Source organism: Faecalibacterium sp. IP-1-18 (assembly GCF_023347355.1).
In the GTDB taxonomy this organism is placed as follows: Bacteria; Bacillota; Clostridia; order Oscillospirales; family Ruminococcaceae; genus Faecalibacterium; species Faecalibacterium prausnitzii.
Genome location: NZ_CP094472.1, coordinates 2,125,488 through 2,152,163 on the forward strand (window position 1 = coordinate 2,125,488; position 26,676 = coordinate 2,152,163).

General features: G+C 53.0%; 30 protein-coding genes and 1 pseudogene. 7 read left to right on the plus strand and 24 right to left on the minus strand.

Annotation, left to right across the window (positions count from 1 at the left end):
- Positions 1 to 75: 75 nt before the first annotated feature.
- From sfsA to MTP43_RS10140, 11 genes are all read right to left on the minus strand, one after another.
- Positions 76 to 741 carry a DNA/RNA nuclease SfsA gene (gene sfsA / locus MTP43_RS10090; protein WP_005921347.1) on the minus strand — a complete coding sequence of 222 codons (666 nt, stop codon included), beginning with the start codon at positions 739 to 741 and terminating at the stop codon, positions 76 to 78.
- An 84-nt stretch (positions 742 to 825) separates the two neighbouring features.
- Positions 826 to 1,353: an O-acetyl-ADP-ribose deacetylase gene (locus tag MTP43_RS10095; protein ID WP_005921345.1), complete on the minus strand. Its 528-nt coding sequence runs from the start codon at positions 1,351 to 1,353 to the stop codon at positions 826 to 828.
- Between the two features lie 10 nt (positions 1,354 to 1,363).
- Positions 1,364 to 1,876 (minus strand): isochorismatase family protein, encoded by a 513-nt coding sequence (locus tag MTP43_RS10100; protein ID WP_249234791.1) that lies wholly within the window; start codon positions 1,874 to 1,876, stop codon positions 1,364 to 1,366.
- A gap of 251 nt (positions 1,877 to 2,127) precedes the next feature.
- Positions 2,128 to 2,766: a YczE/YyaS/YitT family protein gene (locus MTP43_RS10105; RefSeq protein WP_005921343.1), complete on the minus strand. Its 639-nt coding sequence runs from the start codon at positions 2,764 to 2,766 to the stop codon at positions 2,128 to 2,130.
- Between the two features lie 102 nt (positions 2,767 to 2,868).
- The gene (locus tag MTP43_RS10110; protein ID WP_223451049.1) at positions 2,869 to 3,033 is read right to left on the minus strand and encodes a GTP-binding protein; all 165 of its coding nucleotides are present in this window, start codon (positions 3,031 to 3,033) and stop codon (positions 2,869 to 2,871) included.
- A gap of 275 nt (positions 3,034 to 3,308) precedes the next feature.
- Positions 3,309 to 3,545 (minus strand): IS3 family transposase, encoded by a 237-nt coding sequence (locus tag MTP43_RS10115; RefSeq protein WP_330221013.1) that lies wholly within the window; start codon positions 3,543 to 3,545, stop codon positions 3,309 to 3,311.
- A gap of 114 nt (positions 3,546 to 3,659) precedes the next feature.
- Positions 3,660 to 5,171: a recombinase family protein gene (locus MTP43_RS10120; protein WP_002596453.1), complete on the minus strand. Its 1,512-nt coding sequence runs from the start codon at positions 5,169 to 5,171 to the stop codon at positions 3,660 to 3,662.
- A gap of 94 nt (positions 5,172 to 5,265) precedes the next feature.
- Complete coding sequence (locus tag MTP43_RS10125; protein ID WP_002566025.1) at positions 5,266 to 5,457, minus strand: hypothetical protein; 192 nt, start codon at positions 5,455 to 5,457, stop codon at positions 5,266 to 5,268.
- A 70-nt stretch (positions 5,458 to 5,527) separates the two neighbouring features.
- Entirely contained in the window at positions 5,528 to 6,469 is a 942-nt protein-coding gene (gene mobV, locus MTP43_RS10130) for a MobV family relaxase (RefSeq protein WP_002596452.1), read from the minus strand.
- Between the two features lie 183 nt (positions 6,470 to 6,652).
- Positions 6,653 to 7,048 (minus strand): replication initiator protein A, encoded by a 396-nt coding sequence (locus MTP43_RS10135; protein ID WP_002596451.1) that lies wholly within the window; start codon positions 7,046 to 7,048, stop codon positions 6,653 to 6,655.
- A gap of 111 nt (positions 7,049 to 7,159) precedes the next feature.
- On the minus strand, positions 7,160 to 7,573 hold the full coding sequence (locus MTP43_RS10140) for a cysteine-rich VLP domain-containing protein (RefSeq protein ID WP_002596450.1): 414 nt from the start codon (positions 7,571 to 7,573) through the stop codon (positions 7,160 to 7,162).
- Between the two features lie 348 nt (positions 7,574 to 7,921).
- Between MTP43_RS10140 and MTP43_RS10145 the strand changes: the two genes are divergently transcribed.
- From MTP43_RS10145 to MTP43_RS10160, 4 genes are read left to right on the plus strand one after another with little or no spacing between them, the layout of a single operon-like run.
- Positions 7,922 to 8,365: a hypothetical protein gene (locus MTP43_RS10145; protein ID WP_002596449.1), complete on the plus strand. Its 444-nt coding sequence runs from the start codon at positions 7,922 to 7,924 to the stop codon at positions 8,363 to 8,365.
- A 41-nt stretch (positions 8,366 to 8,406) separates the two neighbouring features.
- Complete coding sequence (locus MTP43_RS10150; RefSeq protein ID WP_002596448.1) at positions 8,407 to 9,210, plus strand: helix-turn-helix domain-containing protein; 804 nt, start codon at positions 8,407 to 8,409, stop codon at positions 9,208 to 9,210.
- Between the two features lie 3 nt (positions 9,211 to 9,213).
- Positions 9,214 to 9,459: an immunity 17 family protein gene (locus MTP43_RS10155; RefSeq protein ID WP_002596447.1), complete on the plus strand. Its 246-nt coding sequence runs from the start codon at positions 9,214 to 9,216 to the stop codon at positions 9,457 to 9,459.
- Positions 9,460 to 9,495: 36 nt separating this feature from the next.
- Positions 9,496 to 9,978 (plus strand): YfbM family protein, encoded by a 483-nt coding sequence (locus MTP43_RS10160; RefSeq protein WP_002596446.1) that lies wholly within the window; start codon positions 9,496 to 9,498, stop codon positions 9,976 to 9,978.
- 594 nt (positions 9,979 to 10,572) lie between these two features.
- Here the strand turns inward: MTP43_RS10160 and MTP43_RS10165 are convergent.
- The 5 genes from MTP43_RS10165 to MTP43_RS10185 all read right to left on the minus strand — a co-directional run bounded on the left by MTP43_RS10165 (position 10,573) and on the right by MTP43_RS10185 (position 13,412).
- The gene (locus tag MTP43_RS10165) at positions 10,573 to 10,770 is read right to left on the minus strand and encodes a hypothetical protein (RefSeq protein WP_005921338.1); all 198 of its coding nucleotides are present in this window, start codon (positions 10,768 to 10,770) and stop codon (positions 10,573 to 10,575) included.
- 101 nt (positions 10,771 to 10,871) lie between these two features.
- Complete coding sequence (locus MTP43_RS10170) at positions 10,872 to 11,780, minus strand: radical SAM mobile pair protein B (protein WP_005921337.1); 909 nt, start codon at positions 11,778 to 11,780, stop codon at positions 10,872 to 10,874.
- On the minus strand, positions 11,768 to 12,457 hold the full coding sequence (locus tag MTP43_RS10175) for a radical SAM mobile pair protein A (protein WP_005921335.1): 690 nt from the start codon (positions 12,455 to 12,457) through the stop codon (positions 11,768 to 11,770). Before MTP43_RS10175 ends, MTP43_RS10170 begins: the two co-directional genes overlap by 13 nt.
- The gene (locus MTP43_RS10180) at positions 12,454 to 12,891 is read right to left on the minus strand and encodes a radical SAM mobile pair system MarR family transcriptional regulator (RefSeq protein WP_005921333.1); all 438 of its coding nucleotides are present in this window, start codon (positions 12,889 to 12,891) and stop codon (positions 12,454 to 12,456) included. Before MTP43_RS10180 ends, MTP43_RS10175 begins: the two co-directional genes overlap by 4 nt.
- A 113-nt stretch (positions 12,892 to 13,004) precedes the next feature.
- Positions 13,005 to 13,412: an alpha/beta fold hydrolase gene (locus tag MTP43_RS10185; protein ID WP_249234792.1), complete on the minus strand. Its 408-nt coding sequence runs from the start codon at positions 13,410 to 13,412 to the stop codon at positions 13,005 to 13,007.
- A gap of 334 nt (positions 13,413 to 13,746) precedes the next feature.
- Between MTP43_RS10185 and MTP43_RS10190 the strand changes: the two are divergent.
- Positions 13,747 to 14,923 (plus strand): annotated as a pseudogene (locus MTP43_RS10190) (IS110 family transposase).
- Positions 14,924 to 15,159: 236 nt separating this feature from the next.
- On the opposite strand, the gene MTP43_RS10195 reads toward MTP43_RS10190, so the two are convergent.
- On the minus strand, positions 15,160 to 15,408 hold the full coding sequence (locus MTP43_RS10195) for an alpha/beta fold hydrolase (RefSeq protein ID WP_249234793.1): 249 nt from the start codon (positions 15,406 to 15,408) through the stop codon (positions 15,160 to 15,162).
- A gap of 147 nt (positions 15,409 to 15,555) precedes the next feature.
- Here MTP43_RS10195 and MTP43_RS10200 point away from each other — a divergent pair, with 147 nt between their 5' ends.
- A complete protein-coding gene (locus MTP43_RS10200; RefSeq protein WP_242983871.1) occupies positions 15,556 to 16,239 on the plus strand; it encodes a sigma-70 family RNA polymerase sigma factor in 684 nt (227 codons plus the stop codon).
- A 3-nt stretch (positions 16,240 to 16,242) separates the two neighbouring features.
- On the opposite strand, the gene MTP43_RS10205 is transcribed toward MTP43_RS10200, so the two are convergent.
- The 6 genes from MTP43_RS10205 to alaS form a co-directional block, all read right to left on the minus strand.
- Entirely contained in the window at positions 16,243 to 16,857 is a 615-nt protein-coding gene (locus MTP43_RS10205) for a toprim domain-containing protein (protein WP_005921328.1), read from the minus strand.
- Positions 16,854 to 17,882, minus strand: a complete 1,029-nt coding sequence (gene holA / locus MTP43_RS10210) for a DNA polymerase III subunit delta (RefSeq protein ID WP_113620880.1) — start codon at positions 17,880 to 17,882, stop codon at positions 16,854 to 16,856. The genes MTP43_RS10205 and holA overlap by 4 nt, the downstream gene beginning before the upstream one ends.
- Before the next feature lie 237 nt (positions 17,883 to 18,119).
- The gene (locus MTP43_RS10215; protein ID WP_238057187.1) at positions 18,120 to 20,153 is read right to left on the minus strand and encodes a ComEC/Rec2 family competence protein; all 2,034 of its coding nucleotides are present in this window, start codon (positions 20,151 to 20,153) and stop codon (positions 18,120 to 18,122) included.
- Between the two features lie 90 nt (positions 20,154 to 20,243).
- Entirely contained in the window at positions 20,244 to 20,783 is a 540-nt protein-coding gene (locus MTP43_RS10220) for a phosphoribosyltransferase family protein (RefSeq protein ID WP_005921321.1), read from the minus strand.
- A gap of 27 nt (positions 20,784 to 20,810) precedes the next feature.
- Positions 20,811 to 21,143, minus strand: coding sequence for a histidine triad nucleotide-binding protein (locus tag MTP43_RS10225; RefSeq protein ID WP_005921319.1), 333 nt, complete (start codon positions 21,141 to 21,143; stop codon positions 20,811 to 20,813).
- A gap of 79 nt (positions 21,144 to 21,222) precedes the next feature.
- Positions 21,223 to 23,883, minus strand: a complete 2,661-nt coding sequence (gene alaS / locus MTP43_RS10230; RefSeq protein ID WP_113620878.1) for an alanine--tRNA ligase — start codon at positions 23,881 to 23,883, stop codon at positions 21,223 to 21,225.
- Between the two features lie 557 nt (positions 23,884 to 24,440).
- Between alaS and MTP43_RS10235 the strand changes: the two genes are divergently transcribed.
- Positions 24,441 to 25,391 (plus strand): RluA family pseudouridine synthase, encoded by a 951-nt coding sequence (locus MTP43_RS10235; RefSeq protein ID WP_097782507.1) that lies wholly within the window; start codon positions 24,441 to 24,443, stop codon positions 25,389 to 25,391.
- Between the two features lie 55 nt (positions 25,392 to 25,446).
- Here MTP43_RS10235 and MTP43_RS10240 read toward each other — a convergent pair whose 3' ends face one another.
- Complete coding sequence (locus MTP43_RS10240; RefSeq protein WP_249234794.1) at positions 25,447 to 26,466, minus strand: alpha-hydroxy-acid oxidizing protein; 1,020 nt, start codon at positions 26,464 to 26,466, stop codon at positions 25,447 to 25,449.
- Positions 26,467 to 26,676 lie beyond the last annotated feature (210 nt).

The following is a 26,676-nucleotide window of genomic DNA, read 5'->3' on the forward strand; positions in this document are numbered from 1 at the left end:
TCTTGTGTCTATATGATAACATTTCCTAGTTATGATTTCTGTAACTGAATCACGCAAAGCGTTTTTCTGCCGTCTTCACCCTTCCCTCTGCTCCACGATTTCCAAGCTGTCACGCCCCACACGGCAGAGCAGAAACAGCACCCTCACGCCTGCGGCTTTCGCTTCAGCCAGCGCTGTGCCAAACTCCGGCTGCGTGCCAACATTCGGCCTCACCTCGGTGATGCCTTCCATCTGAATCACAAAAGCCACTGCGCACCGATACCCTGCCCGCTGCGCCTGCGCTAACTCGCGCAAGTGCTTCACGCCCCGTTCGGTGGGTGCATCCGGGAAATAACCAATGCCGCCCACTTCCAATGTGCAGCCCTTGACTTCCATCAGATACTTTTGCTCGCCCTTTTCCATATAAAAGTCGATGCGGGACTTGCCATAGGTGAATTCCGATTTGATATAGTCGTAGCCCTGTTTTGCCAGCCACTCTCCTACTACCTTGTTAGGTGCTTGACTGTCCATATTGACCCAGCCAAGGCCCTGCTTGTGTACCGTCACAAGGTCGTATTTTGTTTTGCGTTTCGGGTTATCCGACACTTCCAGCCGAACCGCCGTGCCGGGCAGCAATAGCTCTTTGCACCGCCCGGTGTTCTTGACATGGACGGTTTCCACTGCTCCATTCACTTCCACATGGGCAATAAAGCGGTTGGGACGGTCAACAAAAATGCCGTCTGCGATTTCTCTGTATTTCAATCTTCACTCCATTTTCAGTACAGGATTCGGGAGCTGTGTCCATCCTGCCTGCCAAGATACAGTTCCACGACCATCCTGCCGCTTTCACTGTTGCAGAGTTCTTGCCTGATACACCCGCTCCGTCCGGGCATCGAAGCAGCAGAAAATCACCTGCATGACGTAATCCGCGTGATCTTCCAGCCACTGTGCCACTGTTTTGACTGCAATCTCCGTGGCATCTTCCAGCGGGTAGCCATACACGCCGGTCGAAATTGCCGGGAACGCAATGCTGTGGACGTCATGCTCTTTGGCAAGAGCCAGCGAATTGCGGTAGCAGTCCGCCAGCTGCGCGGCCTCCTCTGCTGTGCCGGAATAAATCGGCCCCACTGTATGAATGATATACTTTGCTTTCAACCGGTAGCCCTTAGTGATTTTTGCTTCTCCAGTGCGACAGCCATGCAGCGTGCGGCACTCCGCCAACAGTTCCGGCCCTGCTGCCCGGTGGATGGCACCATCCACACCGCCACCGCCCAGCAGACTGCGATTGGCCGCATTTACGATGCAGTCACAGTCCAGTTTGGTAATATCACCCTGCACCACTTGAATCTGATTTTTTACTTTTTCAGAAATCATTGTAAACACCTCACTTTTTGAGCAGTTCCAGCGCCTTGTCCATGGGCACACAATCGGCATAGCGGTCCGGCCAGAGGAATTCATTGTAATAGTGGTAGCTCTGCTCCCCTGTCATATACTCGTTGTCCTGCGTGGAATTTGCATAGGCAGGAACGATCATGTGCAGGCCATGCTCAAAGCCCGCCTCCACCGTTGCATTGATGCAGAAGTCGGTCATGATGCCGCAGACCATCACATCTTTTTCGCCCTTTTCCGTCAGATATTCCAGCAGACCGCTTTCTTTTTTGAACGCACTGCATACGGTCTTGACGAACCGTCTTTCAGTCGGCAGCGGTGCAAATTCGGAATAGACCTCGAATTCATCGTCCCCGATGGAAAAGCCAGTGCCGGGTCCATCGTCATGCTGGACATAGACGACCTCGATTCCCTGTTCGCGGGCAGTCCGGATTAGTTTCCTGATGTTGCTGACAAACTTTTCAAACGCATACAGGCGTTCATCCACGATACCTTTCTGTGTATCCACAACCAGTAAAACCTTGTGTAAGCCCTCCTGTTTTTCTTTGATTTCATGTTATCATAGACCGCCGTTTTCTACAAGCAGATTCGAAAAATTTACTTCTTCCAAAGCCTGTCTGATGGGTTTGTTATGGCTCCCCATCGCCGCAGCAGTCCACAGGCGGTTTTGAAAGATAAATCTCCTTCATTTTCATTTTCTGCTTAACGGCAGCAATAAAAAAGACCCCCGCAGCGTATGATTTGACGCCGCGGGGTTTCTCAATTGTTCGGTTTGTATTGCAGCACCTTCTGGGAGAACGTCCGATCGAAGAACTGGATGAAGGGCCCAAGGCAGAACGCACAGATCAAGGTGCCAAGGCCCACAAGGCCACCCAGCAGCCAGCACAGCAGGGCGCTGAGCGCATCGGTGAAGATGCGGCACCCGAAGTACGGGCAGGGTGTGTAGTCCCGCAGACCGAGGGAAAGGTAATCGTAGGGCGCAATGCCGAGGTCGGCGGTCTGGTAGAGCGAAGCGCCCAGCGCCGTGACCAGCACCGCCGCGATGACCCACGCCAACTGCACCGCCAGCGACGGCGCGTCGCCGAAGTGGGCGTGAATGGGGTCATAGAACGCCGTGACGATGTACCCGATGCAGATGCCGTTGACGAAGGTGCCAAGGCCGATGTACTTGCGCCCGAACCAGAATTCCAGCAGGAAAAACAGGATGTTCGTGCACAGGTTCTGGGTGCCCAGCGAGATGCCGAGCAGCTCCGCCAGCCGCATGTTCAGGGCGCTGATGGAGTCGTTGCCGAGGTGGGACTGCTTGAAAAGCGCAATGCCAAGGGCGATGATGACGATGCCCGCCACCATGCCCACCACCCGCCGGACAGTCGGTTTGCGCAATGCGGTGCCGTTCATAGGGGATTCTCCTTTAGCGTTTCTTTTCCCCTATTATACGCCTACTTTGGGCGGGAGACAAACTATTTATGGAAAGATACAACGATATACGGGGGATCCGCCTTACCCCTTTAATCTCACCTCAATCCGTTCTTTCTCCAGCCCCTCCCCGATCACGATGAGCACTTCCTGCCCCTTGGGGATAGCGTTTGCCGTCAGGCCGTCGGCGGTGGCGTTCAGCTCCACCCAGCCGTTCTCGTCCTGTACGAAGCCTTTCGCCCGCAGCACATGGCCGCACGCGGGGTCGGTGAAGAGGGCCGGGATATTCTGTTCGAGCTGCTGGCACGAGAGGCCCAGCTCCAAAAAGTAGGCCGAACCAAAGGCCCTATGCGGTTGGCGTTACCCGCTTCTAATTATAGCAAAAGGAGGTTCTTTTTCTACCGTTTCAACGCTACGGCTCTTTTCTTCCACAAGCATAGCTTGTGGTTTTCTCTATGAATAAGAGCGGGACCTTGCAAATGATATGTACCCGGTTTTCTGGACACCGGTTCAAAATTGAATAATTAAGTTTCCATCATGGATGCTTCCCTGAATTTAGAGGGAGGCATCCATTTTGTTTTCGCTTGGATCCTGCTGTTATTGTAATAGTCGATATAATCAGCAATAGCTTTGGAGAACACTTCAAAGGAAGGATAATCTTTCTCAAAACCATAGAACATTTCATTTTTCAATCTACCAAAGAAGGTCTCCATAATACAGTTGTCATAGCAGTTACCTTTTCTGGACATGGATTGAATGATTCCGTGTTTCTGAAGTTCATTGCGGTAGAATGCGTGCTGGTATTTATCCTTTGGTAAAGTACAGTTTACAAGGGACTACACAGGGTAACGGTCTGACGGGAGGGGTTCCGCCCGTCAGATTTTCCATGTGATGTTCAAGCTGTCGCTTGTAGCGGCTATGGTGGTAATCATCAAATCCACCACCCGCCGCTTGTCGTCAAAGGATACATTGTCCCATGTGTCGAGGTAGCCGGAAATCTGGCTGACCTGTTCTGGGCTAATGGCTTCCACCGTCAGTTCCGCTATCCTCGCCAGAAGTTCCTGCTTGCGCCCGTCCAGTTCTGCTATCTTCACATTCACATAGGAGAGCAGGACATTGTTTGCACCCGTCAGACTGTCCACCAGTTTTTCAATCTCGCCGTCCACATGGGCAAGTTCCACTTGCAGGGCGGCAATTTTAGGGTTTGCCTTTGCCGCTTTCTTTCTGCCTGTCAGCGTCTTGTAGCTTGCCAGTTTCTTTACCATCTGCTGATAAACAACCGCTTCCAGTTCCGAAGTAATGATTTTCCCGCACCCCGGACAACTCTTGTTATCCAGCCGTTTCGTACAGCGAAGGTATTGCTTGCCGGAGGGATTGAAGATACTCATAAGGGCATACCCGCAGTTCCCGCACTTGATTTTTCCCGCCAGCCATGTGTGGGTGGCTTTCCGGGCAGACTGGATTTTCATGTTGTTCATCAGCTTCTTACGGCAGGTCAGCCAGATGTCGGAGGGAACAATGCCCTCATGGGGAGCCAGTACCAGCATTTGGTCTTTCAAGTCGTTCTTTTTGCTGGGCTTCACATCCCGCCCTTGATACAGATAGCAGCCGTTCATGCCTGTAAAATCGGCAGCGTCATTGACAATGATTGTCCCTTGACTTTTGAAAAATTCGTACACATCAAGGTCTGCCTGCACATAGACAGGATTGCGTAACATCTGCGCTAGCGTGGGGCGTATCAGCTCTTTGCCATGGAACAAAATCCCCTGTTCCGCAAAGTACCGGGTAATGTCCCCGTAGGAGGTTGTGGGCTGGGCATACATCTCAAACATCAGCCGGATATTTGCTGCTTCGTCCGGGTTTACCACCAGCTTCTTTGTGTTGATACCGTCCATCTTAATCGGCTCTGTATGGAAGCCGTAAGGGGCTTTCCCGCCCATCTTGAAGCCCCGCTGACTGCGGGAGTAGTAAGCGTCCGTCACCCGCTTCTGTATCGTTTCCCGTTCAAGCTGGGCGAACACGATACAGATATTCAGCATAGCCCGCCCCATCGGGGTGGAGGTGTCAAACTTCTCCGTAGAGGACACAAACTCCACTTCGTACTTTTGGAAGAAGTCCATCATCTTCGCAAAGTCGAGAATGGAACGGCTGATGCGGTCGAGCTTGTAAACCACCACTTTCCGCACAAGGCCGCTTTCAATATCCCGCATAAGCTGTTGGAATTGTGGACGCTCCGTATTTTTCCCGGAATACCCTTTGTCCTTGTACTCTTTGCAGTTCCCGCCTTTCAATTCGTATTTGCAAAACTCAATCTGGCTTTCAATGGAAATGCTGTCCTTTTTGTCTACCGATTGTCTTGCATAGATTGCGTCTATTCGATTGTTCATATTGTCGCTCCTTTTCTTAAAAAAGAAACGGAGCTGCTGACACCTTTATTATACCGCCAGCAGCCCCGCAAATCAATGATGGCTTCGGAAAACCTTATGCCCCGGCTTCCTCACTCTGCCGTTTGTCGGCATACTTGCGGAATACCTCATAAAGCTGCTGTTCCAGCTCCCGGCGTTTTGCCGCTTCCTGCTCCGGCGTGAACACCGGGGAGAGATTTTCCAGCGTGATTTCCTTTCCTTGAAAAGTCACGACTTCGGTTTCTTTCTTGTATCTGATATGCTCCATAGTACCTCCGTATTTAATTTTCAAAGTGCAGTGCCGCCATGCTGCGGCGTGAAATGTTTTCTGTCATCAATCACCTCTCCTTTGTGTGCTGCTGCTGCCGTTTCAGTTCTGCCAGCACCTCCGGCGGGATACGGTCTACCAGCCGCTGAATGTCTTTCAGCTCGCTTTCCAGCTTTGCCCGTTCCATCGTATCTTTCATCTTGCCTTTTTCACTGGCTTTTGCTCTGGCTTCCAACTGTTCATTTTCTGCTAAAAGGTCGTTTATTGTGACCTTGTATTTTTTGAGCTGACCGGAGAAATTCTCCATCTGCGGAAACCACTTTTTCAGCAGGGAGAGGGCTTCCTCTTTCTTCTTTCCGGCGTTGAACGGGGTAATACCGTCCAGCGTGGCTTCAATGGCTCTTGCCTGTTTGGAGAGATTGACCGCCTGCTTGAACAAACGGGTGGGGATATGCTTCCTGCCTGTCTTGCTGGCACTTTCCCCACGCTCCAAGTCGGGATATTTCTCCACCATATAGGCGTGAAAATCGTCCTGCCATTTTGTGAGGCTGGCTCTGTTCCCAATAATCTCCTTTGCACACAGGCGGTTGTCCTCTGTCAGCGGGACAAAGACCAAATGCAGGTGGGGCGTTTTCTCGTCCATGTGTACCACCGCCGACACGATATTTTCCCGGCCTACCCGCCCGATTAAGAAATCAGCCGCCCTCTGGAAAAATTCCTGTATCTCCTTTGGGGGCTTCTTCTTGAAAAACTCCGGGCTGGCGGTAATCAGCGTATCCACAAACCGGGTACTGTCCTTGCGGGTTCGGCACCCCGCCTGTTCAATCCGGCTCTGAATGAAGTGGTAGTAGCGTCCCTCCGGCTTGACGATATGGAAGTTGTATTTGCTCCGGCTGGTGTCAATGTCGGGGTTGCTGGCGTATTGCTCCTTTTGCCGTTCGTGGTGGGCTTCCAGCGGCCTTGCCGGGTTGCCCTTGTGTTTCTCAAACCGCAAAATTGCGTGTTGTGCCATTCTGCTCCTTTCCCCATTCCGTTCCTTTCCGGGACTCTTCCACAGGAAAATCCCGCCGGAAATAGCTCTGATAGGATTGGAATGGAATTGATATAAATAAATCTGTTAATCTCTGTATTTCTATCTTCCGTCCGGTTTTCGTACTTCAAGAGGATTGATTTTCGTACTTGTCAGGTACGCTTTTCAGCCCTCCGGCGTACCGGAACCGGATTTCTTGAAGTCAGTGTTTGAAACCGCTTCATAGGATTTTGGGTAGATACGGTTTGGTTTTCCACAGCCCTGTTTCTGTATCTCCACAAGCCCCGCATACTGTAATTCCCGCAAGGTGTTGACCGCCTTTTGCCGCCCACAGTGGAGCAGGGCGACCACCTCGCAGATTGGATAATACAGGTAAATGCGCCCGTACTCGTCCGCCCAGCCGTTCTTGCGGGATAACTCCGTCCGGCGCAAGATAAAGGCGTACAGTATCTTCGCTTCATTGGACAGGGGCGTAAATGTAGGGGCTTCAAAGAGAAAATTCGGGAGCCGGGTGAAGCTGACCGATTTCTCCGGTTGATGAATATAAATCGTGTTTGTCATAGTGTGCTTTGTGGACAGTTAGAACGGCATTTCCGGGGGCAGACGATATTTTATATGACCTGCCCCGGTTCTGCCCTCTGGAAGCCTTATAAATCAAGGCTTTTTTCCTGCCTAATTGTCCACACTCGACCTCCTTTTCCGTTCACTTTCCGCTTTCTGCCGCCTGTGAACTCTGGCGGCACAGTCGGGACAATATTTCGCCCGGTTGGACTTTGGGACGAACACTCTGCCGCAGACCGCACAGCGTTTTAGCTCCTTATCCCGGAAAATCTCTGCTTCCAGCGTCCCGATTTGCGGCAAGACCGACCAGCGGAACCACTTACAGCAGACCGAGAAAGAAATGGTCTGGGGGCAGGTGTGGGTGTCCCCATCGTCAAGGAGCATACAGTTCCCGTCCTCATAACAGCAGCACTCCCGGCGGATCAGGGTGTTTGCCTGTTTCCTCTGTGCCGGTGTCATGCGGTAAAGGGAACCGTCCTGCCTGCGTTCTATGGGCGGCAGTCGTTTATATGGGTTCTCTCTCATGTGTTCCCTCCATTTTTCCTTAGCCGTTCTCCCCGAAAAGGCTTCCTGCCCCATTCCTGCGGCGTGTTCCAGCGTTGGCACGCTCCCCGGACTTCGGGACATTTTGTCCCTAAGTGGCTCGTTGCGGTGCTTCCCCTGCCGGGGTATTCCTTTTCGGACGGTCATTCATTTTTTAAGGTGCAGCTCATCGATGAACTACCCTAAGTCTACACCTAAAAGACCGCCCGCCCCGTATATCCATAAGGTCGGAAATCACCCCGGAAAACTCTCTATTTCCACGCTCTCGGAATTGTGGTAAAATGGAAGAAACGGAACAGGAAATCGAAATTTGAAAGGAGAATTGTGATTATGATAGAGTTGGGTACATTCAAAAAAATATTGGAAGAAAATGAAGAACGTTTTCCATTACTAACGCTCGATGAATTTTTCAATGGAAATACAGAAGAGGACTCCATTGCTCCGAACCAATGGGAATTTGGGCGACCGACTCTTTCTGAAATATGGGATATGCTACAAAAGATTGAGTTAATGCCTAACATAGCGTGGGTGCGTGTTGCTCTGCACGATGATACAGAAATCGTAGAAAACAATGGGGCAGAAGAATTAGTTCTTGCAGGAGATTCAATCGTGATTTGCACAACCATTTTGCCTACGGAATTAGAAAAATTAGTAAATTGCGAATGGCTATGCTCTGACGGAGTAATTACAATAAAGGCATCTGAATTAAATATTTATTCGTGTGTACCACCAATTCCAGAAAACTTTAATTGTTTGGAAATCGTGTGGGACTAATCTACAACTTTCAGTTTATCAAGCAGACAAGGAGGGAGAGCATGGAACTTTCCATACAAGAACGATTGAAAGACCTGCGTGTGGAGCGTGGGCTGACGCTGGAACAGCTTGCGGAGCAGACGCACCTCTCCAAGTCTGCATTGGGCAGTTATGAAGCGGAGGATTTCAAGGACATCAGCCACTATGCCCTTATCAAGCTGGCGAAGTTTTACGGCGTGACCACTGATTATCTGCTGGGGCTGTCCCAAACAAAAAATCACTCAAACGCCGATCTTGCAGACCTGCGTTTGAGTGATGATATGATTGAACTATTGAAAAGCGGGCGGGTGGACAATTCCCTCTTGTGTGAGCTGGCGGCGCACCCGGATTTTCCTCGGCTCATGGCTGACCTTGAAATCTATGTGAACGGCGTGGCGGGAAAACAGGTGCAGAGCGCAAACGCCATTGTAGACGCTGTGAGCGCGACCATTATGAAGCAGCACAATCCCGGCTTGACCGACCCGCAGTTAAGACAGCTTATCGCCGCCCATATTGATGATGACAGCTTTTGCCGCTATGTGATACAGCAGGACATAAACAGCATAGCTCTTGACCTGCGGGAAGCCCACAGGGACGATTTTTTCAGCGTCCCGGAGGATACCCCGCTGAAAGGATTGTTGCAGGCCGCCGATGAAGTTGCCAGAGAGGACAGCGACCCGGAGCAAGCGTCGCTGGCGTTTATCTGCAAACGGCTTCGGCTGAATTATAAGAAGCTGTCCGAGGAAGAAAAGAAATGGCTTAAAAAGATTTCGGAGAAGTCCGACTTGCTGAAAAATCCGAACCCACAGCGAGGAAAAAGGGGGTAGTACATGGAGAATGTCGTTGCATACTTAAAAGACCACTGGCAGTATGTGGTGATTGCGGGCGGTGGGCTGACACTGTTGGGAGCAATTTTTAACTGGCGGTGGGTCACAAGCCCGGATGGAGAAAGACCAAACGGCCCCGGACGCTTTATCTATGACATATTCGGACAGGGCGGGTATCGTGTCTTTATGGGCGTTCTGGGCGTTGTAATTATTGCTTGTGGGATTTTCTTTCTTTTTGTGGGAAGATAAAGCAAAAGAACAAATCGAAATATGGAGGAAATGCAAATGGGAATGATTGCAAATTATCAACCAACCACTGACATTGAATTAGAAAAAATCACGTGCCTTGATGATGTGGAAGAATTACAAGAAAGTGAGGACATAGAAATTTGTGATATAGATAAAATGTGGGACGCACTTCATTTTTTACTGACGGGGAAATCTGCCAGCGAACCGATTGAAGATGATTTAATCAGTGAAGCGATTGTAGGACAGTTCAATATATCTGAAGAAGACTTTATATCTGGAACGAAAGCTGATAGGGTGAAAGAAATAGCCAGGGCGTTGCAAGAAATTGATTTTGAAACATATCTTGATAAATTTGATATGAGTGCGTTTTCCCAAAATGATATTTACCCCAATATTTGGGGATACGAAGATGAAGCAGATGAAATTAAAGATGATTTAAGAAATTCATTTGAAAATTTGAAAAAGTTTTATGAAAAAATGGCAGCACAAGAGAGCGCCGTTTTAGTGTCAATCTATTAACTGTATAATTTCAACTGTTGCTGAAATAGCAAAGTCAGCCGATCCAGTCAACGGTCAAGATGAACGGCGCATAAATGCGCCGCCGTTGACAGTCCCGTCCGCCTTTGCTAATAGGCAATCAAGGCGGGAAAGCCCTTAAAATGGCTTCCCGCCCATTTCAATTTTGAGAGAAAAATCCGGCTGCTTTTTCGAGAGTGTGTCCACAAGTTCGGGACATTTTGTCCCGAAGTCTGGCGTGGGACGAGGGACGGGGGCTTTCATATACGCCCTGTCTGCTGATGAAACCAGTCCTGCGGTTGCGGCTCCACGCCACGCAATCACAGCCCCGTTTTCCTGCCGCTTCAAATGCCCTTGCCCTCCCCGGCGGCAATGGCATTTTTACGGCAACGCCGACAGAGCGTATAACACACTACACTTTGCAAGCAAAGTCGTGTGCCAAGGGGCAAGCCCCTTTGGAAACCCCGGACAACAAAACAGGCTGAATATCTCGCACTTTCCCGGTGCTTGATACTCAACCTTTATTTGTTGTCAGCAGCCCCCGTTTCGTGGTCTGCGTGTAGTTCCTTGTAAACTGACCTAATCTCCAGATAAACACTAATCTCCATGATTGTTACCATTGAAGGAATACATTTGCGACGATCTTCGGGCATAGATCATCAGCTGATCCGGGTAACTGTATTTGTACAGCCGTGCCGCTGTGATCAGAAATTCTGCCCAGTGCTCCCACCGTCGCGAAAAGCTGTCTGCCGTTTTGCAGGCAAGTGCAAGATATTCTTCGGTTTTGTTTGGCATTTGAAGCCTCCTTTCGGTTTCAGGGTACAAAAAGAGCGGGCAGCCGTTTCATCGCTGCCCGCAGAGGTATGGAATGATTTACTTATTTGATAAACTGGAAGTTAGCGATTTCTTTTTCCGGTATTCTCTGTCCCTCGGATTTCCTCATGATAGAAATAATCCACGATCACCGGATGTCCCTGCGGGACTCTGCCATAAGGCATTTCATTATCCACAAAGGCACAATCATACTTCTTAGCCATTTCCGCAGCTTTTACTTCAAGTGCTTCAAAGTAGCTACGGTTATGCTTGTTATAGATCTCGTCGTAAAGTGGTACAAGATCAGGATGTTTTTCGGCGATATAATCCATAATTGCCTTTTTGAAACCGCCTCGAAGATTGAGATTTTCGAGCCAGAACAGATCGCACTGATCCTTTACCCGATCAAAGATTGCTTCAAAATCCGTGATACCGGGAAATACCGGGGATACGAAACAGACTGTACGGATACCTGCTTCATATACCTGCTTCATAGCAGCGATACGGCGCTCAATGCTCGAAGCAGAGTCCATATCGTTCTTGAAATTTTCATCCAGTGTGTTGATCGACCATGAAACGGTTACACGTCCAAGCTTCTTCAGCAGATCAATATCCCGTACCACAAGATCCGACTTTGTGCAGATCAGAATATCTGCGTCACTGCCGATCAGCTGCTCCAGAAGTTTTCTGGTATTCCCGAATTGCTCCTCCTGTGGATTGTAGCCATCTGTCACAGAACCGATGACCACCCGCTGTCCGGCATATTTCTTCGGATTTTTAATTTTCGGCCAATGCTTCACATCAAGGAAAGTGCCCCATTCCTCCTTGTGCCCGGTAAAGCGCTTCATAAAAGAAGCATAGCAATACTTGCAGGCATGTGTACAGCCCACATAGGGATTGACCGAGTAACCGCCTACCGGCAGACTGGACTTAGTCATGATGTTCTTTGTTTCCACCTCACGAATGAGGATTCCATTTATTACTTCTTCCATGATTTCTGTACCTCTAACACTTTATTAAATGCTTCCGGCATTTCCTGAATCATATTTTCATCCCCTATGATAGGGACAAGGTCTTCCTTCATAAACACCGGAATGCCGAGCTTATCTGCCTGGTCCGCCAGAGACCATGCCCATTCCGGCTCCGTATGAATCTTCCTGCTCTGAGCTCCGGTCATAGTGCCGACAACGATCCAGTTGATTCCGGAAAGGTCAACTGTGCCGGGATCGTCGAATAACGGCTCAAAGGTAACATGGTAATGTTTTGCTCTGACGTTTTTCCGAAGGGCATCAATACGCCACCGTTCTGCTTTCCTCGTCACTGTAACGCCAAACCATGCGTTTTCCAGATCGGTATCAAAATCCAGAAGATCGGGGCGCTTGGTCAGAAACAGAAACTGATGCTGTGGATTTTCACGGATCTTTGCAAATACCTCGTCTCTCCATTCCGGCTTCCATCCGGAGAGATCGCTCATGCCGGTAAGAAGAAAGTTCTGCGGACGTTTCTTTTCCATCATCTTGAGCTTACCCGGAAAGAATTCAGGGTCAGCGAAGTCATCAATCATATGCCAGCGTTTCACGTTGTTGCGGGCATAGCAATATGTACACCCTACTGTGCAGCCAATGACGATATTCATGTTCTGAATCTGCTCTTTGATACAAATACTCATGACTTCTGCCACTCCTCAAGATTCTTTCTGATGCGGTCGAGGCATTCCTCAAACTGGGCAATTTCTTCTTCTGAAAAACCTTTGTAGTAAATACTTCCCATCTCGTCAGATACAGAATCGTACTCGCCCTTTAAGGAATGTGCTTTCTCAGTCAGAAACAAGAGTGTTTTCCTTTTATCCGTTTCAGACTGAACACGTCTTATCAGCCCTTGATTTTCCATTTTTTCCAGCATCGTCGTAAGAGATGTTATCGCTAATCCGCATTTGACCGAGAGTGACCTGATTGGGATACCATCCTCCTGCCACAGCACATAAAGAATACGCCCTTGAGCTCCATTAAACGCATCAATATTTTTTTCGCTGAGAATTTTTTCAAAAATCCGGTCTCCAAGTTGTTTTATTTTGGTGACAAGAAATCCGCCATTTGTTTTCATGCAAAAGCTCCTATATAGTAGTTTTTTAATAATACTATATAGGAGTTTTACTGTCAAGAGTTTATATGTCTTAATAGGTAAATTCCGTTTTTTTCAATTCTCCAAACTGGAATTTAACGAACTAACCTCTTTACTCTTTCAACATAATCATCTGCATGATTTATGCTAATATCTCCGTGATAATATCCTTGTAATGCTTCAAGTTCACTATTTGGTATTAAATGAACAATTTTAGTTGCTGATTTTTTCATAATAGGTCTTTCTTTACTTCCAACTAATACGAGGGTCTTTGCTTTAGTATGCGATAAAGTGTTTTTTACTTCATAATTAGAATTTGACTTCATAAAAGCAATTAAATTATCTTTTGTAATTTTACAAGTATCTTCATAATATAGAGCAAACAAGCTTTTTTTAAGTTTCAAACTTTTAAATTGTAGTTTTGAAAACCACTTTTTACTTATCAAACAATATGATAAATTAAATATTGGCTCTATCATTTTATAGGTAAAGTCCATTGGCATTACAAAAGCACTTCAATAATAGCACATTCACATATATTAGGATTTTTAGATAATATTTCTAATAAAATTTGTCCGCCTAATGATAACCCTCGTATTATAAAAGAGTAGTATTTATAGACCGCTCTCCAGCGGTATGCTACAATGTTTAGGATGCTGTGGATTGGTAATTTTCACCTACCGTAAAGACGGTTTATTGGAGGCTCCAACCACAGCCTCTTTGTTGAAATGTTAATCAGTTAGATACCGCCAGACGGTTTATTTAGAACGAGGTTACAAGAGCAAAGAAGTCTGTGGTCCTGAACAGCATCGAAATAAATATGCCGGAGGTATCAAAATGGTTTGTGTTGGAATTGATGTTGCCAAGGATAAGCATGACTGCTGTATTCTTGATTCAGACGGAATGGTTCGTGCTGACTGCTTTACCATCCCCAACAACATGGATGGATTTAAGCAACTGCTTCAAACGATTCGAAACTGTACCCAAAAGTCAGACAAAATAAAAGTAGGACTTGAGGCTACCGGACATTACAGCTACAACATTCTTGGATTTCTTCTTGACAAGGACCTGGCCGTCTATGTCATGAATCCTTTGCACACCAACCTACCGAAAAAGTCTCAGCCTTCGCAAAACTAAAACCGATCGTGTGGATGCAAGAACGATTGCAACTATGCTATTGTCCGATGTAGACCTCAAGTCCTACACGGATACAGCATACCACAACGAAGAGTTAAAGTCACTAACAAGATACCGATTCGATAAGGTTCGTGAAAGAGCCAAGCTGAAGCAGTCAGTGTCCAGACTGGTCACGATTCTGTTTCCAGAACTGGAGAAGCTCGTTACCTCTCTCCATATTGCTTCGGTTTATGCGCTCCTCAGTGAATATCCCGGTGCAAAACAGATTTCAGAAATTCATCTCACCAAGCTGACAAATCTTCTTGCAACAGCGTCCAAGGGACGCTACGAAAAAGAAAAGGCCATCCAGATTCGAGAGGCCGCCAGAACTTCCATTGGTTCTGTCATGTCTGCCAAATCTCTAGAATTGAAGCACACCATTAAACTCATTAAGGAACTCACCTCCGAGATTGATGAAATTGAAGATTCGATTCAGCAAATCATGGATGAATTGCATCCACCGATTCTTTCTATTCCCGGAATGGGTGTTCATTCCGCTGCCATGATTCTTGCTGAAATCGGCGATTTCTCCAACTTTGATTCTCCTGACAAAGTCCTTGCTTACGCTGGCTGCTCTCCGTCTACATACCAGTCAGGCAAACTCACAAACTGCTATGCTCACATGGAAAAACGCGGTTCTCGCTATCTGCGATACGCTCTCTACAACGCAACCAAGTACGTCTGCCACTGGAATCCCGTCTTTGCTGAATACCTTGCCAAGAAACGTTCTGAAGGAAAACACTACAATGTTGCCCTGTCCCATGCCATGAAGAAACTCGTGCGGCTGATCTATGCCTTGCAAAAGTCTGGAAAAGCGTATCTTACGGCTGCTGCTTGATTTTCTCCAGAGCCTGAGCGAAATCCAAGAACAACTTAGCTGGCGCAGCGAACCCTTGACAAACCGAAGCATTCAAATGCTATCCTGTTTTTGCGAGGGTTAGCTGGGCTTGCTTTGCTATTCTCTCCGTCGCCCTCGCTGTCCCAAGACCAGCATTTGAATGCTGTTTGTCATGGGCAGCGAATGGTTGACGGATTTTAGGGGATTTTTTCATTTTGGGGCTTGACTTTTAATAGTTAGTCTCCAATTAGTTTTACTTTTCCATTATAATTTTTATTTATAAAATTTATTATTTCTAGAGCATTGCTTTCAATAGAAGTAAAATTTGTATCACTTCCTGAATGTCCATCTAATATAGGAATAACTATGTGAAATTCATTTTCAAGCAAGGATATTTCATCTATATAATTCCACCAAGAAAGACCTCCACCGTGTAATAAAATTATAATATCATTATTCTTTGATCCATATTCTTTATATTCCATCTTACACCTCTAAATTCCGAGTTATCCCCCCAGTATACCACGCTTTTTCCTCCTGCGGAAAAGATACCGCGCACAAAAGGCTTCTCCGGCAACTATCCGCGCCCCGGCTCATACAATCTAACAACTATGTACCGGGAGGGATATCGTGTGCTGCTGACCTTACTACAATTTTTCGTCACAAAATTTCTGTTTCTGGCGCTCCATCTGGAAAGCGGCTGCTTTCCGCGTCCGCTCACAGCCCGGGAAGAGGCCGCCGCTTTCAGCGCCCTGCACGCCGGAGATGCCGCCGCCCGGGAAAAGCTGATCCGCCACAATCTGCGGCTGGTGGCGCACATCGTAAAAAAATATTACGCCCTGCCGGGTGATCAAGAGGATCTTGTTTCCATCGGCACCATCGGGCTGATGAAAGCGGTAGATACCTTTGATGCCACACGCAAGGCGCGGTTTTCCACTTATGCCAGCCGCTGCATTGAAAACGAGATCCGTATGCAGTTCCGGCGGGAGCGCAAGAGCGGGCAGACCGTTTCCCTGCAAGAATCCTTGGAGGCAGACGGGGACTCTGCGCTGACCTTAGCGGACGTGATACAGGACGGCTTTTGCATGGAGGACAGCTGTGAGCGGCAGGAGGATGTCCGGCGGCTGCGGCAGCTGCTGGACACCCTGCCCGCCCGGGAGCGGCAAATCTTACTGCTGCGGTATGGGCTGGCCGGGCAGCCGCCCCTGACCCAGCTGGAGACCGCCGGGCTGCTGGGCATCAGCCGCAGCTACGTTTCCCGGCTGGAGACCCACGCGCTGGAACTGCTGCGGCAGGCGTGGGGCAAAAACGGCTAGTTTTCACTCCTGCAAAATTTTCAACTGTAACTCGTCCAGTTGTTCAAAAGTATATAGCCGGTTAAAAGCTTCTACCAGTTCCTTTTTGGAAAGGCGCGGCGGCAGCCCCAGCGCATTCAAGAGTCTAGCCTTGCGCTCGGCGCTGCCGGGCTTGCCGGAAAGCCCCCACTCGTACAAATCAGTATAGGTGATCTGCCGCCCCGCCGGGCGCACCGGCGCGGCACCGACTTCCGCGCCCAAGGCGTCCAGCAGTGCCTGCCGCACAAGGGCGTCATCCACGCCCTCTACCCCCAGCAGCCCCTCCTTGCCGGGCTGCGCCTTGCGCTTTTCCTTGCCGTGGATGGCGGGCACATAAGCCTGCACCACGTTCTGCGCACCCACCATGTTGGTGATGTAGTTGCGGATTCGGAAGCCTGCCGCGTCCGAATCCGTGAGCAAGATCAAACCGTTTTTCTGCGCCAGCGCCCGGAACAGCTGCTGGCGCTGTTTGTCTTTATAAATGCCAAAACCATCCGTCAGCAGGATCATGGCATCGGTCAGGTGCGCCAGACGGACGGCATCGTACTTGCCCTCCACGATCAGCACCCGGTCGGTATGGATCATCTTGCTTTGCATCATCTTCCGCTCCCCGCCAGCGCCAGACGGCACAGGGCTGTTTCCAGCAGTGTCTGCGCCGCCACAGGCTGGCTTTTCAGGCTCTGGTCCAGCTCCAGCAGCACCTGCAAGCAGGCCTCCAGCTGGGGCAGGGTGTAGTGGGCGGCAGTTTCTGCCGAGCGCTTCAGCCGGTAGTCACTGCCCTTATAGCCAAAATCTTTGTGCACCGCACTGTAATTCTTCCGCTTTGCCGCCCCAAGCTTTACCCGGTACAGGTCCACATAGCTGCCGATCATGGCCGCTGTAATGGCAATGGGCTCCTGCTGCAGCCGCAGCAGGGTCTGCAGCTTTTTGCAGGCTCCGGTGGCGTTTTTGGCGGTGATCATGCGGATCATCTCGAACACATCCGCTTCAAGGCTCACCGTGCCCATCTCCGCCACCATGGAGGCGCTCACGGTCTGGTAGCCGGACAGGGCACAGAGCTTGTCCACCTCGTTTTCCAGCAGAAACGGGTCCTCGCCGCAGCGCTCCAGCAATGCGGTGGCTGCGCCGTCCGGCAGGGTTGCCCCCTGCGCCTTTGCACGTTCCATCATCAGATTTTTCAGTTCAAAGGGGCGGGGCTTTGCCAGTTCTTCCGTGTAGCCAATGGCCTTGCACTGGGCTTGCAGCTTTTGCGCCTGCTTGCCCAGCTTGAGCTTACCGCGTTCCAACGGGAATACGCTACCCAGCACTGCCACGGCGTTTTCCAAGCTGGCAAGAGTGCTGCACAACTCGTCCAGGTCCTTGCTGCCGTAGGCTGCGGGGTCTATTTCCGGCAGCACCACCACGCGTCGGGTACCAAAAAATGAGATGGTACCCGCTGCCATGATAAGCTGTTCCAGTTCCGGCGCAGCGCCGTCCAGGATGGTGGCGTCCTCGTCGCTGTCTGCCGACAGCATCCGCACCGCCGCCGCCACTGCCTGCCGCACCAGATACCGCTCGCTGGAATAAAAATAGTAGACCGGGCAGCCCTTGTCGGCCAGCTGCCGGAGTTTTGCTTCCGTGGCCATGCAAATGCCCCTTTCCTGTTATAAAATGCTCCTTGTATTGTACCACACTCGACCCGGATTGCAAAGCATTACCCCAGGGTGTATCTGAAAAGTCGAAAATTTAGCCTATTTCTACAAGCACAGCTGGATTTTGCGTTAAACAGCCTTGAAATCCACAAAGGATTCCTGCGGCTATTTGCCTTAAATCCCGCTTGTGCTTGCGAAATATTCGTCATTTTCTTTGTTTTCAGATACACCTTAGCTTTCACCGCCGGTGCGGCGCAGGCTGAGGGAGGCAGTGTACTGCGTTTCCGGTGCCATCCAACTGTAACTGCGCATCGCCAGCAGTTTTTGGTACTGCACTGTCTCCGGCTTTTTCGGCGTGGCGATCAGCCACTCTGTCTGCAACGACTGCGCCAGCTCTGCCTTTCCGCTCAGGGTCACAAACTGCCGGTTGCCGATGCTCAGCCGCACAAGACACCCTTCCCGGGTGCGCAGCAGTTCCACCGCCGCCGGGGTGCAGCGCAGCTTACGGCTGGTATTGACCGGCAGACGCTCTGCTCGGATGCCCTGCTGCGCGGGCAGGGTGCAGGCGGTTTTTGCATTCATGCGCAGGTCTGCCACCAGTTCCACAGTGCGCACGCCCCGCCGCGCTAGCTGGTTTTCCACCGCACGCTGGGCGGCGCTGCCGCCCCGGAACAGTACCACTGCCCGGTCGTTCTGGGCAATTACCACCGCAGGCGCCTGTGCGCTGCCCACAAGGTCGATGTGCACCACGTCCCGGCTGAGGGCATTGCCCAGCCCGATGCCCACCGCTGCCGCCAGCAGAATGCCCGGCAGAGCCACCCGCAGACGCACCCGCCAACGGAAAGCCAGCACCCCAAGCCCGCACAGCAGCAGACAGACCAGCGCTGCGTAGGCGGTATTAAAGTAAATGGATGCCCCGGGCTTTGTGCTGAGCCAGACCGCCCAGCCGTTCAATAGCCCTGTGAGCAGGTCTGCCGCCCGGGAAAGTACCCCATGCACCGGTGCCAGCCACGGCACCAGTCCCACAAAGGCTACTGCCAACCCCAACAGAAGCAGCGGCTGCACCATCCACAGCACCGCGATGCTGGAGACCACTGCCCACGCGCTGACGCTCAGGCCCCGCAGCACCAGCACCGGGAAGGTAGCCGCCGAGGCGCAGGCGGCAATGCAGGCACTCTCTACAAGACCCTGCACGCCCTTCGGCAATTTGCTGTACCACGGGCGTCTGACCGGCTTTTGCAGATTTTCCCCTGCTTTGACCCAGAAGCGCCTGTCGTGGGCGTCCCGCATCCGGCGGATGCAGGCGTTGCCTGCCACCGTGCCCACCACTGCCGCAAAGGAGAGTTCAAAGCCGATATCCCACACCGCATAGCTGTTGGCGGCGGTCATCAGGATGCCTGCCGCCGCCAGCGAGGTAAGGGCGTCCGGCGGTCCCCACACCCACACGCCCAAGGCGCTGACCCACACCGCCACGGCGGCGCGGCGCACCGAGGGTGTAAAGCCGGTCATGCCCATCAGCACCAGCGCCAGCAGGCTTTTGCCCACTGCACGCCGTCTGCGGCGGCGATAGCTCTGCTCCCAGCGATAGGGCAGCAAAACGCTCAGGATATCCCCGCACAGGATGGAAACGTGCATGCCGCTGACCACCAGCACATGGGAAAGCCCTGCGCCCCGGTAGGCGCTGCGCAGCTGCGCCGAAAGCCCGCTGCGGTCGCCCATCGTCATGGCAGCCAGCACGCCGCCGGTGTCCCGGTGCATGGCACGGCGCAGGCTCTCGCTCAGTTTTTGCTGCAAGCGGTGGGTGCGGGCACGGAAGCTACCGCTCTCACCCAGTACGGTAAGCTGCGGCTTTTCGGCCAACGGCTCTGCCTGCAGGGCAATGCCATCCGCGTACTGCGCCGTCTGTTCTTCCATGTCCGGTTGTTGCAGCGTGAACCAGCCCTGCACCCGCTGCCCTGCTGCGCAGGCGGGCAGCTCTGCACAGGCTATGCGAAAGCCCGCCGGGCTGCCGTTCACGCTTTCTACCCACAGGGTCGCGTCCACTGTGTCCGAAAAATAGTTACTGTCCGCGCGCTCCACCTCAGCAGTCAGCAGCACGGTGCGCCCGGCGTAATTTGCCCGGGCACGCTCCAGCCGGGCGCTCGTGGTATGCACCGCGCAAAGCCCCGCCAGTGCGCCCAGCAGCAGGCAGACCGCCAGCTTGCGGCTGCGGCGCGGGATGCAAAGCAGCAGCAAAAAGGCAACAAAAAATGCCGCAAACGGCATAAAAAGCTCCGTTTGCGGCAAAAAAGTCCACAGGAAACTAAGGCCCATCATTCCGGCGCAGAACGCGCAGAGCGGGCGGCGCATCCCGGCTTAGTGGAAGAACAGGGGCAGCGGCTCAAGGAAGATGATATCCTTGCGCTCAGAAGCATCGCCCTCGGCCAGAACAGCGGCCTGACCCACGATGGTGCACTGGGTCTTTTCTGCCAGCGCGTCCAGTGCCTTCAGAGAGCCGCCGGTGGAGATGACATCGTCCACCACCAGCACCCGCTTGCCGTTCATCTTTTCCAGTTCCTTGCGGTCGATAACCAGCTTCTGCTTACCGGCAGTGGTAATGGACTGGTCCTCCACCACCACGGGGTCCGGCATATACAGCTTGACACCCTTGCGGGCGCAGATATAGGGCTTGCCGCTCTGACGGCTCATCTCGTGTGCCAGCGGAATACCCTTGGCCTCGGCGGTGAGCAGGATATCAAAATCCGGGCACTTCTTCAGCAGCTCCGCAGCAGCGGCCACGGTCAGCTCGGCATCACCCAGCATGATAAATGCGGCAATGTCCATGTGGTCGTTCACCTTGCAGATGGTCAGCTCACGGGTCAGGCCTGCGACGTGCAGGGTATAAGTTTCAGCCATAATCAAAATCTCCCTTTCGTATTGGAATCAGACAGGCAGTTTTTCGCCGCCCAGAACATGGAAATGCAGATGCTTCACGGTCTGGCCTGCGTCCTCGCCCACGTTGGAGATGATGCGGTAACCGTTTTCCAGCCCCTGCTCCTTGGCCAGCTTTGCGATGACGGTGAAGATGTGGCCCAGCAGAGCACCATCCTCCTCGGTCAGCGCAGCGGCAGAGGAGATGTGCTTGCGGGGAACCACAAGGAAATGCACCTTTGCCTGCGGGTTGATGTCGTAGAATGCCACTACCTGGTCATCCTCGTACAGCTTTTTAGAGGGGATCTTGCCCTCTGCGATCATGCAAAACAGACAATCTTCCATGGGGGAACACTCCTTCCTGCTTCTACAAAAGCCCGCCGCCCGGCGCGCATCCGGCACCGGGCGGGGGACATGGATCTTTTTAGCCCAGAGCCTTCTTGACGATGGCGCTCACAGCAGCCAGTGCCTCGTCGATCTTGGTCTCGTCCTTCAGACCGGCCATTGCAAAGTCCGGCTTGCCGCCGCCCTTGCCGCCGGCAATAGCAGACAACTCCTTGACCAGCACACCGGCCTTCAGGCCCTTTTCCTGTGCCAGCTTATTCACGGTAACAGCCATGGTGATCTTATCCTCAGCCTTGCCCACCAGAACAGCCACCACGGGGTTCACGGCCTTGTCGCGGATGCTGTCGCACATGCCGCGCAGGGTGTCGCCGGTGGTACCGGTAAAGTATGCAGAGGCGATCTTCACGCCGTCTGCTTCCTCAGCATTGTCGAACAGGCTGTCCACCTTGGAGGCGGCGATCTTGGCCTTCATCTCCTCCAGCTCGCGACTCATGGCCTTATTCTCAGCCATCACAGCCTCGGCGCGGGCGGGCAGAGCAGCCACGTTGTTGGCCTTCAGGGTGTTGGCCACATCATGCAGCATAGCCTCCTGCAGGTTTGCACGGATCAGCAGGTTGCGGCCGGTGACAGCCTCGATACGGCGGATGCCGGCAGCCACAGAGGACTCGCTGACGATCTTGAAGCCGCCGATCTGGGCGGTGTTCTTGACATGGGTGCCGCCGCAGAACTCGGTAGACCAGCCCTCGATATCCACCACGCGGACCACCTTGCCGTACTTTTCGCCAAACAGAGCCATTGCGCCCAGCTTCTTGGCTTCCTCCACCGGCATCTCCTGCACGGTGACGTTCATGGAGTCAAAGATCTTATCGTTGACGATCTTCTGCACCCGTGCCAGCTCCTCGGGGGTCACGGCGCTGAAGTGGGTAAAGTCGAAGTGGGTGATGGAGGCATCCTGATAGGAACCAGCCTGATGCACATGGTCGCCCAGCACCTCACGCAGGGCAGCCTGCAGCAGGTGGGTAGCGGTGTGGTTGCGGGCAATGGCCATGCGGTAGCCCTTGTCCACCTGTGCGGTCAGCACATCGCCCACCTTCACAATGCCGCTTTCCAGCACGCAGGTGTGGACGTAGTAGCCCTTGGGGGTCTTTTTCACGTCCAGCACACGCAGGCTGCACTCGGCACCGTTCAGCACGCCGTGGTCGGCAGCCTGACCGCCCATCTCAGCGTAGAAGGGGGTCTTATCCAGCACCACCAGCACGCCGTCCTTTGCCTCCTCATCGGTGGCAATGGCATCGGTCAGGGTCTCTTCATCGCTCAGCGCCACAACAGTGCCCTTGTCGGTCAGGGTGTCGTAGCCGGTAAAGACGGTGGGCTCGGCTTCCAGTGCGCCGAACAGATCCTCGCTCCAGCCGGAGATGTTCTTCTTCAGACGCTCAGCGCGGGCGCGCTCCTTCTGCTTCTTCATCTCTGCGTGGAAGCCGTCCTCGTCGATCTCCAGACCCTGCTCGGCGGCGATCTCCTTGGTCAGATCCAGCGGGAAGCCGAAGGTATCGTTCAGCTTGAAGGCGTCCATGCCGCTCAGCAGCTTCTGGTGTGCCTTCTCCAGACGGTCGATCATGTTGTTCAGGATGTTCATGCCGGCATCGATGGTGCGGGCAAAGTTTGCTTCCTCGGTGCCGATGACCTTCTTGATATAGGCGTCATGCTCGCGCAGCTCGGGGTAAGCGGACTCGCTGGACTGGATGACAGTCTCCACCAGATCCACGAGGAAGGGGTGGTCGATGCCCAGCATCCGGCCGTGGCGGGCAGCGCGGCGCAGCAGACGGCGCAGCACATAGCCGCGGCCCTCGTTGGAGGGCAGGATGCCGTCAGACACCATAAAGGTGCAGCTGCGGATATGGTCGGTGATGACGCGGATGGAGATATCGGTCTTGGGGTCCTGCTTGTAGGTCTTGCCTGCAATGTGCTCCACATGATGCAGCACGCTCTGCACGGTATCCACCTCGAACAGGTTGCCCACGTTCTGCATCACGCAGGCCAGACGCTCCAAGCCCATACCGGTATCAATGTTGGGGCGTGCCAGACGCTCGTAGTGGCCCTTGCCGTCGGCGTCGAACTGGCTGAACACGAGGTTCCAGATTTCCATATAGCGGTCGCAGTCGCAGCCCACGCCGCAGGTCGGTTTGCCGCAGCCGTACTCGGGGCCGCGGTCAAAGTAGATCTCGGAGCAGGGGCCGCACGGGCCGGAGCCGTGCTCCCAGAAGTTGTCCTCCTTGCCCAGACGTACCATGTGGTCCGGGGCAATGCCAACCTTCTTGGTCCAGATATCGTAGGCCTCGTCGTCCTCCTCGTACACAGAGATGTGCAGACGGTCCTTGGGGATAGCCATCCACTCGTCACTGGTCAGGAACTCCCATGCCCAAGGGATGACCTCGTCCTTGAAGTAATCCTGGAAGGAGAAGTTGCCCAGCATCTCAAAGAAGGTGCCGTGGCGGGCAGTGATGCCCACGCGCTCGATATCCGGGGTGCGGATGCACTTCTGGCAGGTGGTCACGCGATGACGGGGCGGCTCCTCCTGTGCCAGAAACCACTTCTTCATGGGAGCCATGCCGCTGTTGATCAGCAGCAGGCTGGGGTCGTTCTTGGGTACCAGGGGGAAGCTGTCCAGACGCAGATGACCCTTGCTTTCAAAGAAGCTCAGGTACTTTTCGCGCAGTTCATTCAAACCGGTCCATTGCATAGATCTTTCTCTCCTCAATCGTCTTTGGCGCTTATGCGCCGTTTTTATGCTGTTATGGCAGAGGGGCGGCACGGTGAAAAAACAAAAAACAGCCCTCATCCCAAAAGGGACGAAGGCTGCTTGTGCATCAAACTCCGTGGTACCACCCAAATTGCAAAGGATCACTTGTCCCCTGCCGCTTTCGGCGCATTAACGCTGCGCAGCGTCCGGTTTACATTCGCCGGAAGCTCCGGGGTGGCGCGAAATGATCCCGACCGGAGCACCTTACAGCCGTGGGCGCTCTCTCTGGACGGTGGTGTGTGCATTTCTGACCCCATCATTGCCATCTGTCATAATTTTACATTCCGCAAGGCAGGCGAAGTGCCCCTTTGCGTACAGCTAAATTATAGCATACCCAAAACGTTTGTCAACGTTTTTTCCGAAAAAAGGTGGTTTGCCCCCAGCCTGCGCGGAAATCTGCTTCTTTGCGCCGCGCCGTGCTTGACGTGCGGTCCGGCTTTCGGTACAATAAAGAGTGATATCAAGTCCATTCTGAGCATAAAAGGAAGGAATATTCCGTGAAAATTTTAAAAGTAAAGTGTCTTGCCCCCACCCGGCTGGACAATTATCTGACCCAACAGTACCCCGCCCTGACCCCCGGCCGTCTGAACAAGGCGCTGCGGGAAAACAAGATCAAGCTGAACGGCAAAAAGCAGCCGCTTTCCACCCGCGTGATGGCAGGCGACGAGATCAAGCTATTCATTCTGGATGACGTTCTGGACGCCGACCGCCGGGTAGAAGGCCCCGCGTGGAAGAACGCCCGCACCCCGGCGCAGGTGGTGTACGACTGCCCGCAGATTTTGATCGTGAACAAGCCCGCCGGCGTTGCGGTGGACGGCCCGGAGGACGATACTCTGCTGAACCGTGCGCTGCTGTACCTGAACAAGCAGGGCGAGTACAAGGAGAACGACCTGTACACCCCCGCCTTGTGCCACCGGCTGGACACCGGCACCAGCGGCCTTGTGATCATTGCCAAGACCCCGGAGGCTGAGGAGCTGTTCCTTTCTGCCATCAAAAACCGCGAGGTGCAAAAGACCTACCTCTGCGTCACCTTTGGCCGTCCCATGCCGCCGGACGCCACCTTGGGCGGCTATCTGCTCAAGGACGCTGACCGCGGCATCGTGAAGATCGTGGAGGACAAGCAGCCCGGCGCCAAGGAGGTGGAGACACGGTACGAGACCATCGCCGTCTCCGGCCGTCTGGCCCTGCTGAAGGTGCAGCTGATCACCGGACGCACCCACCAGATCCGCGCCCACATGGCCAGCATCGGCTGTCCCATCCTTGGCGACAGCAAGTACGGCAACAACAGCGCCAACCGGGAGCTGAAGCTGAAGTATCAGGCGCTGTGCGCATGGGAGCTAACCATGCCCCGCTTCACCCAGCCGGACTTTGCCTTCCTCAGCGGCAAGACCTTCCACGCCCCGAAGCCGTGGTATTACCAGCAGGTGCTGGACGGCACTTTGAAGTAACAAAAAAGGAGATGTCCTGCCGGGCATCTCCTTTTTGTTACTTATAATAGAAACCTCAGACCCGCACCATATCCGGGGTGATCTCAGCCAGCGTATGGGCACCGCACATCTGCATGGTGTCGGCCAGTTCCCCGGCAAGCTTATCGATGTAGCACTTCACGCCCTCTGCGCCGCCGCCGTAGACAGCAGTCACAAAGGGACGGCAGATCAAAACGCCGTCTGCACCCAGCGCCAGCGCCTTGAACACATCCACACCGGTGCGGATGCCGCCGTCTACCAGTACCTTTACGCCGGTGCCCTTGAGGGCTGCGGCGATCTCCGGCAGCACCTCGGCGGTAGCGGGGCACTGGTCCAGCACACGGCCGCCGTGGTTGGACACCACGATGGCGGCGGCTCCGGCCTGCTTTGCCTTCAGTGCGCCCTTGACGGTCATCACGCCCTTGACGATGAAGGGACGTTCTGCCAACTGCACGATCTCGGCCAGCTCCTCCACGCTCTTGCTGCCGGCGGGCGGGGTCATGTTCTTCAGGAAAGGCAGACCCGCTGCATCCACGTCCATAGCCACGGCAAAACAGCCGCTGGCCTTGGCCTGTACCATTTTCTCGCGGATGGTGTCGATGTTCCACGGCTTGATGGTGGGCACACCGCAGCCGCCCGCAGCGCCGATGGCGCGGGTAGCCATCTCCATCACGGTGGGGTTGGTGCCGTCGCCGGTAAAGGCAGCAATGCCGTTTTCGGCACAAGCACGCACCAGCACATCATTATAGGTCATGTCGGTGTAGGTATCAGAGTAATGCAGGTTCACTGCACCCACGGGGCCCGCAAAGAAGGGATAGCGGAAGCTTTTGCCGAATAGCTCCAGCGTAGTGTCCGGTGTACCGCCGGGGCACAGGGTATCCATGTTCACCCGGATGTCCGCCCACTTATTATAATTGCGGATAGCGGTATCGCCCACGCCCTTGGCACCCGGGCCGGGGATCTGGTTTTTACAGGCCACGCCGTTGCACACCGGGCAGGCCTTGCAGTATTGACCAATGCAGGTACGGGCATTGGCAAGCACTTCAGGATAAGTCATAAAAGCATCCTCCTTATATTTCCCGCCGCTGCGGCACAAAATGACCCGCCGCAGCGCTCTCTGCCCTCAATATAGACCCATTTTAAGGGTGCGTCAAGGGCTTTTTGTGCTTTCCGTCCATGCGGCAGAATACTTTCTCGCGTTTTTTCGTCACTTTTAAAAAAGTCTGATTTTTTTCAAAAAAATCCTTGACAAAAAGCCTGCTTTCAG

What these genes read in the sequence shown, in the direction of transcription:
- MTP43_RS10185 (WP_249234792.1), bottom strand. Translation starts at nt 13,412, where the DNA reads ATGCCAATGGACTTTACCTATAAAATGATAGAGCCAATATTTAATTTA.
- MTP43_RS10145 (WP_002596449.1), top strand. Translation starts at nt 7,922, where the DNA reads ATGATAGAGTTGGGTACATTCAAAAAAATATTGGAAGAAAATGAAGAA.
- MTP43_RS10160 (WP_002596446.1), top strand. Translation starts at nt 9,496, where the DNA reads ATGGGAATGATTGCAAATTATCAACCAACCACTGACATTGAATTAGAA.
- MTP43_RS10205 (WP_005921328.1), bottom strand. Translation starts at nt 16,857, where the DNA reads ATGATGCAAAGCAAGATGATCCATACCGACCGGGTGCTGATCGTGGAG.
- MTP43_RS10095 (WP_005921345.1), bottom strand. Translation starts at nt 1,353, where the DNA reads ATGATTTCTGAAAAAGTAAAAAATCAGATTCAAGTGGTGCAGGGTGAT.
- alaS (WP_113620878.1), bottom strand. Translation starts at nt 23,883, where the DNA reads ATGCAATGGACCGGTTTGAATGAACTGCGCGAAAAGTACCTGAGCTTC.
- MTP43_RS10135 (WP_002596451.1), bottom strand. Translation starts at nt 7,048, where the DNA reads ATGACAAACACGATTTATATTCATCAACCGGAGAAATCGGTCAGCTTC.
- MTP43_RS10195 (WP_249234793.1), bottom strand. Translation starts at nt 15,408, where the DNA reads ATGGAATATAAAGAATATGGATCAAAGAATAATGATATTATAATTTTA.
- MTP43_RS10240 (WP_249234794.1), bottom strand. Translation starts at nt 26,466, where the DNA reads ATGACTTATCCTGAAGTGCTTGCCAATGCCCGTACCTGCATTGGTCAA.
- MTP43_RS10140 (WP_002596450.1), bottom strand. Translation starts at nt 7,573, where the DNA reads ATGAGAGAGAACCCATATAAACGACTGCCGCCCATAGAACGCAGGCAG.
- MTP43_RS10155 (WP_002596447.1), top strand. Translation starts at nt 9,214, where the DNA reads ATGGAGAATGTCGTTGCATACTTAAAAGACCACTGGCAGTATGTGGTG.
- MTP43_RS10170 (WP_005921337.1), bottom strand. Translation starts at nt 11,780, where the DNA reads ATGGAAGAAGTAATAAATGGAATCCTCATTCGTGAGGTGGAAACAAAG.
- MTP43_RS10125 (WP_002566025.1), bottom strand. Translation starts at nt 5,457, where the DNA reads ATGGAGCATATCAGATACAAGAAAGAAACCGAAGTCGTGACTTTTCAA.
- holA (WP_113620880.1), bottom strand. Translation starts at nt 17,882, where the DNA reads ATGGCCACGGAAGCAAAACTCCGGCAGCTGGCCGACAAGGGCTGCCCG.
- MTP43_RS10150 (WP_002596448.1), top strand. Translation starts at nt 8,407, where the DNA reads ATGGAACTTTCCATACAAGAACGATTGAAAGACCTGCGTGTGGAGCGT.
- MTP43_RS10165 (WP_005921338.1), bottom strand. Translation starts at nt 10,770, where the DNA reads ATGCCAAACAAAACCGAAGAATATCTTGCACTTGCCTGCAAAACGGCA.
- MTP43_RS10120 (WP_002596453.1), bottom strand. Translation starts at nt 5,171, where the DNA reads ATGAACAATCGAATAGACGCAATCTATGCAAGACAATCGGTAGACAAA.
- MTP43_RS10175 (WP_005921335.1), bottom strand. Translation starts at nt 12,457, where the DNA reads ATGAGTATTTGTATCAAAGAGCAGATTCAGAACATGAATATCGTCATT.
- MTP43_RS10105 (WP_005921343.1), bottom strand. Translation starts at nt 2,766, where the DNA reads ATGAACGGCACCGCATTGCGCAAACCGACTGTCCGGCGGGTGGTGGGC.
- MTP43_RS10220 (WP_005921321.1), bottom strand. Translation starts at nt 20,783, where the DNA reads ATGGCTGAAACTTATACCCTGCACGTCGCAGGCCTGACCCGTGAGCTG.
- mobV (WP_002596452.1), bottom strand. Translation starts at nt 6,469, where the DNA reads ATGGCACAACACGCAATTTTGCGGTTTGAGAAACACAAGGGCAACCCG.
- MTP43_RS10180 (WP_005921333.1), bottom strand. Translation starts at nt 12,891, where the DNA reads ATGAAAACAAATGGCGGATTTCTTGTCACCAAAATAAAACAACTTGGA.
- MTP43_RS10215 (WP_238057187.1), bottom strand. Translation starts at nt 20,153, where the DNA reads ATGCCGTTTGCGGCATTTTTTGTTGCCTTTTTGCTGCTGCTTTGCATC.
- MTP43_RS10225 (WP_005921319.1), bottom strand. Translation starts at nt 21,143, where the DNA reads ATGGAAGATTGTCTGTTTTGCATGATCGCAGAGGGCAAGATCCCCTCT.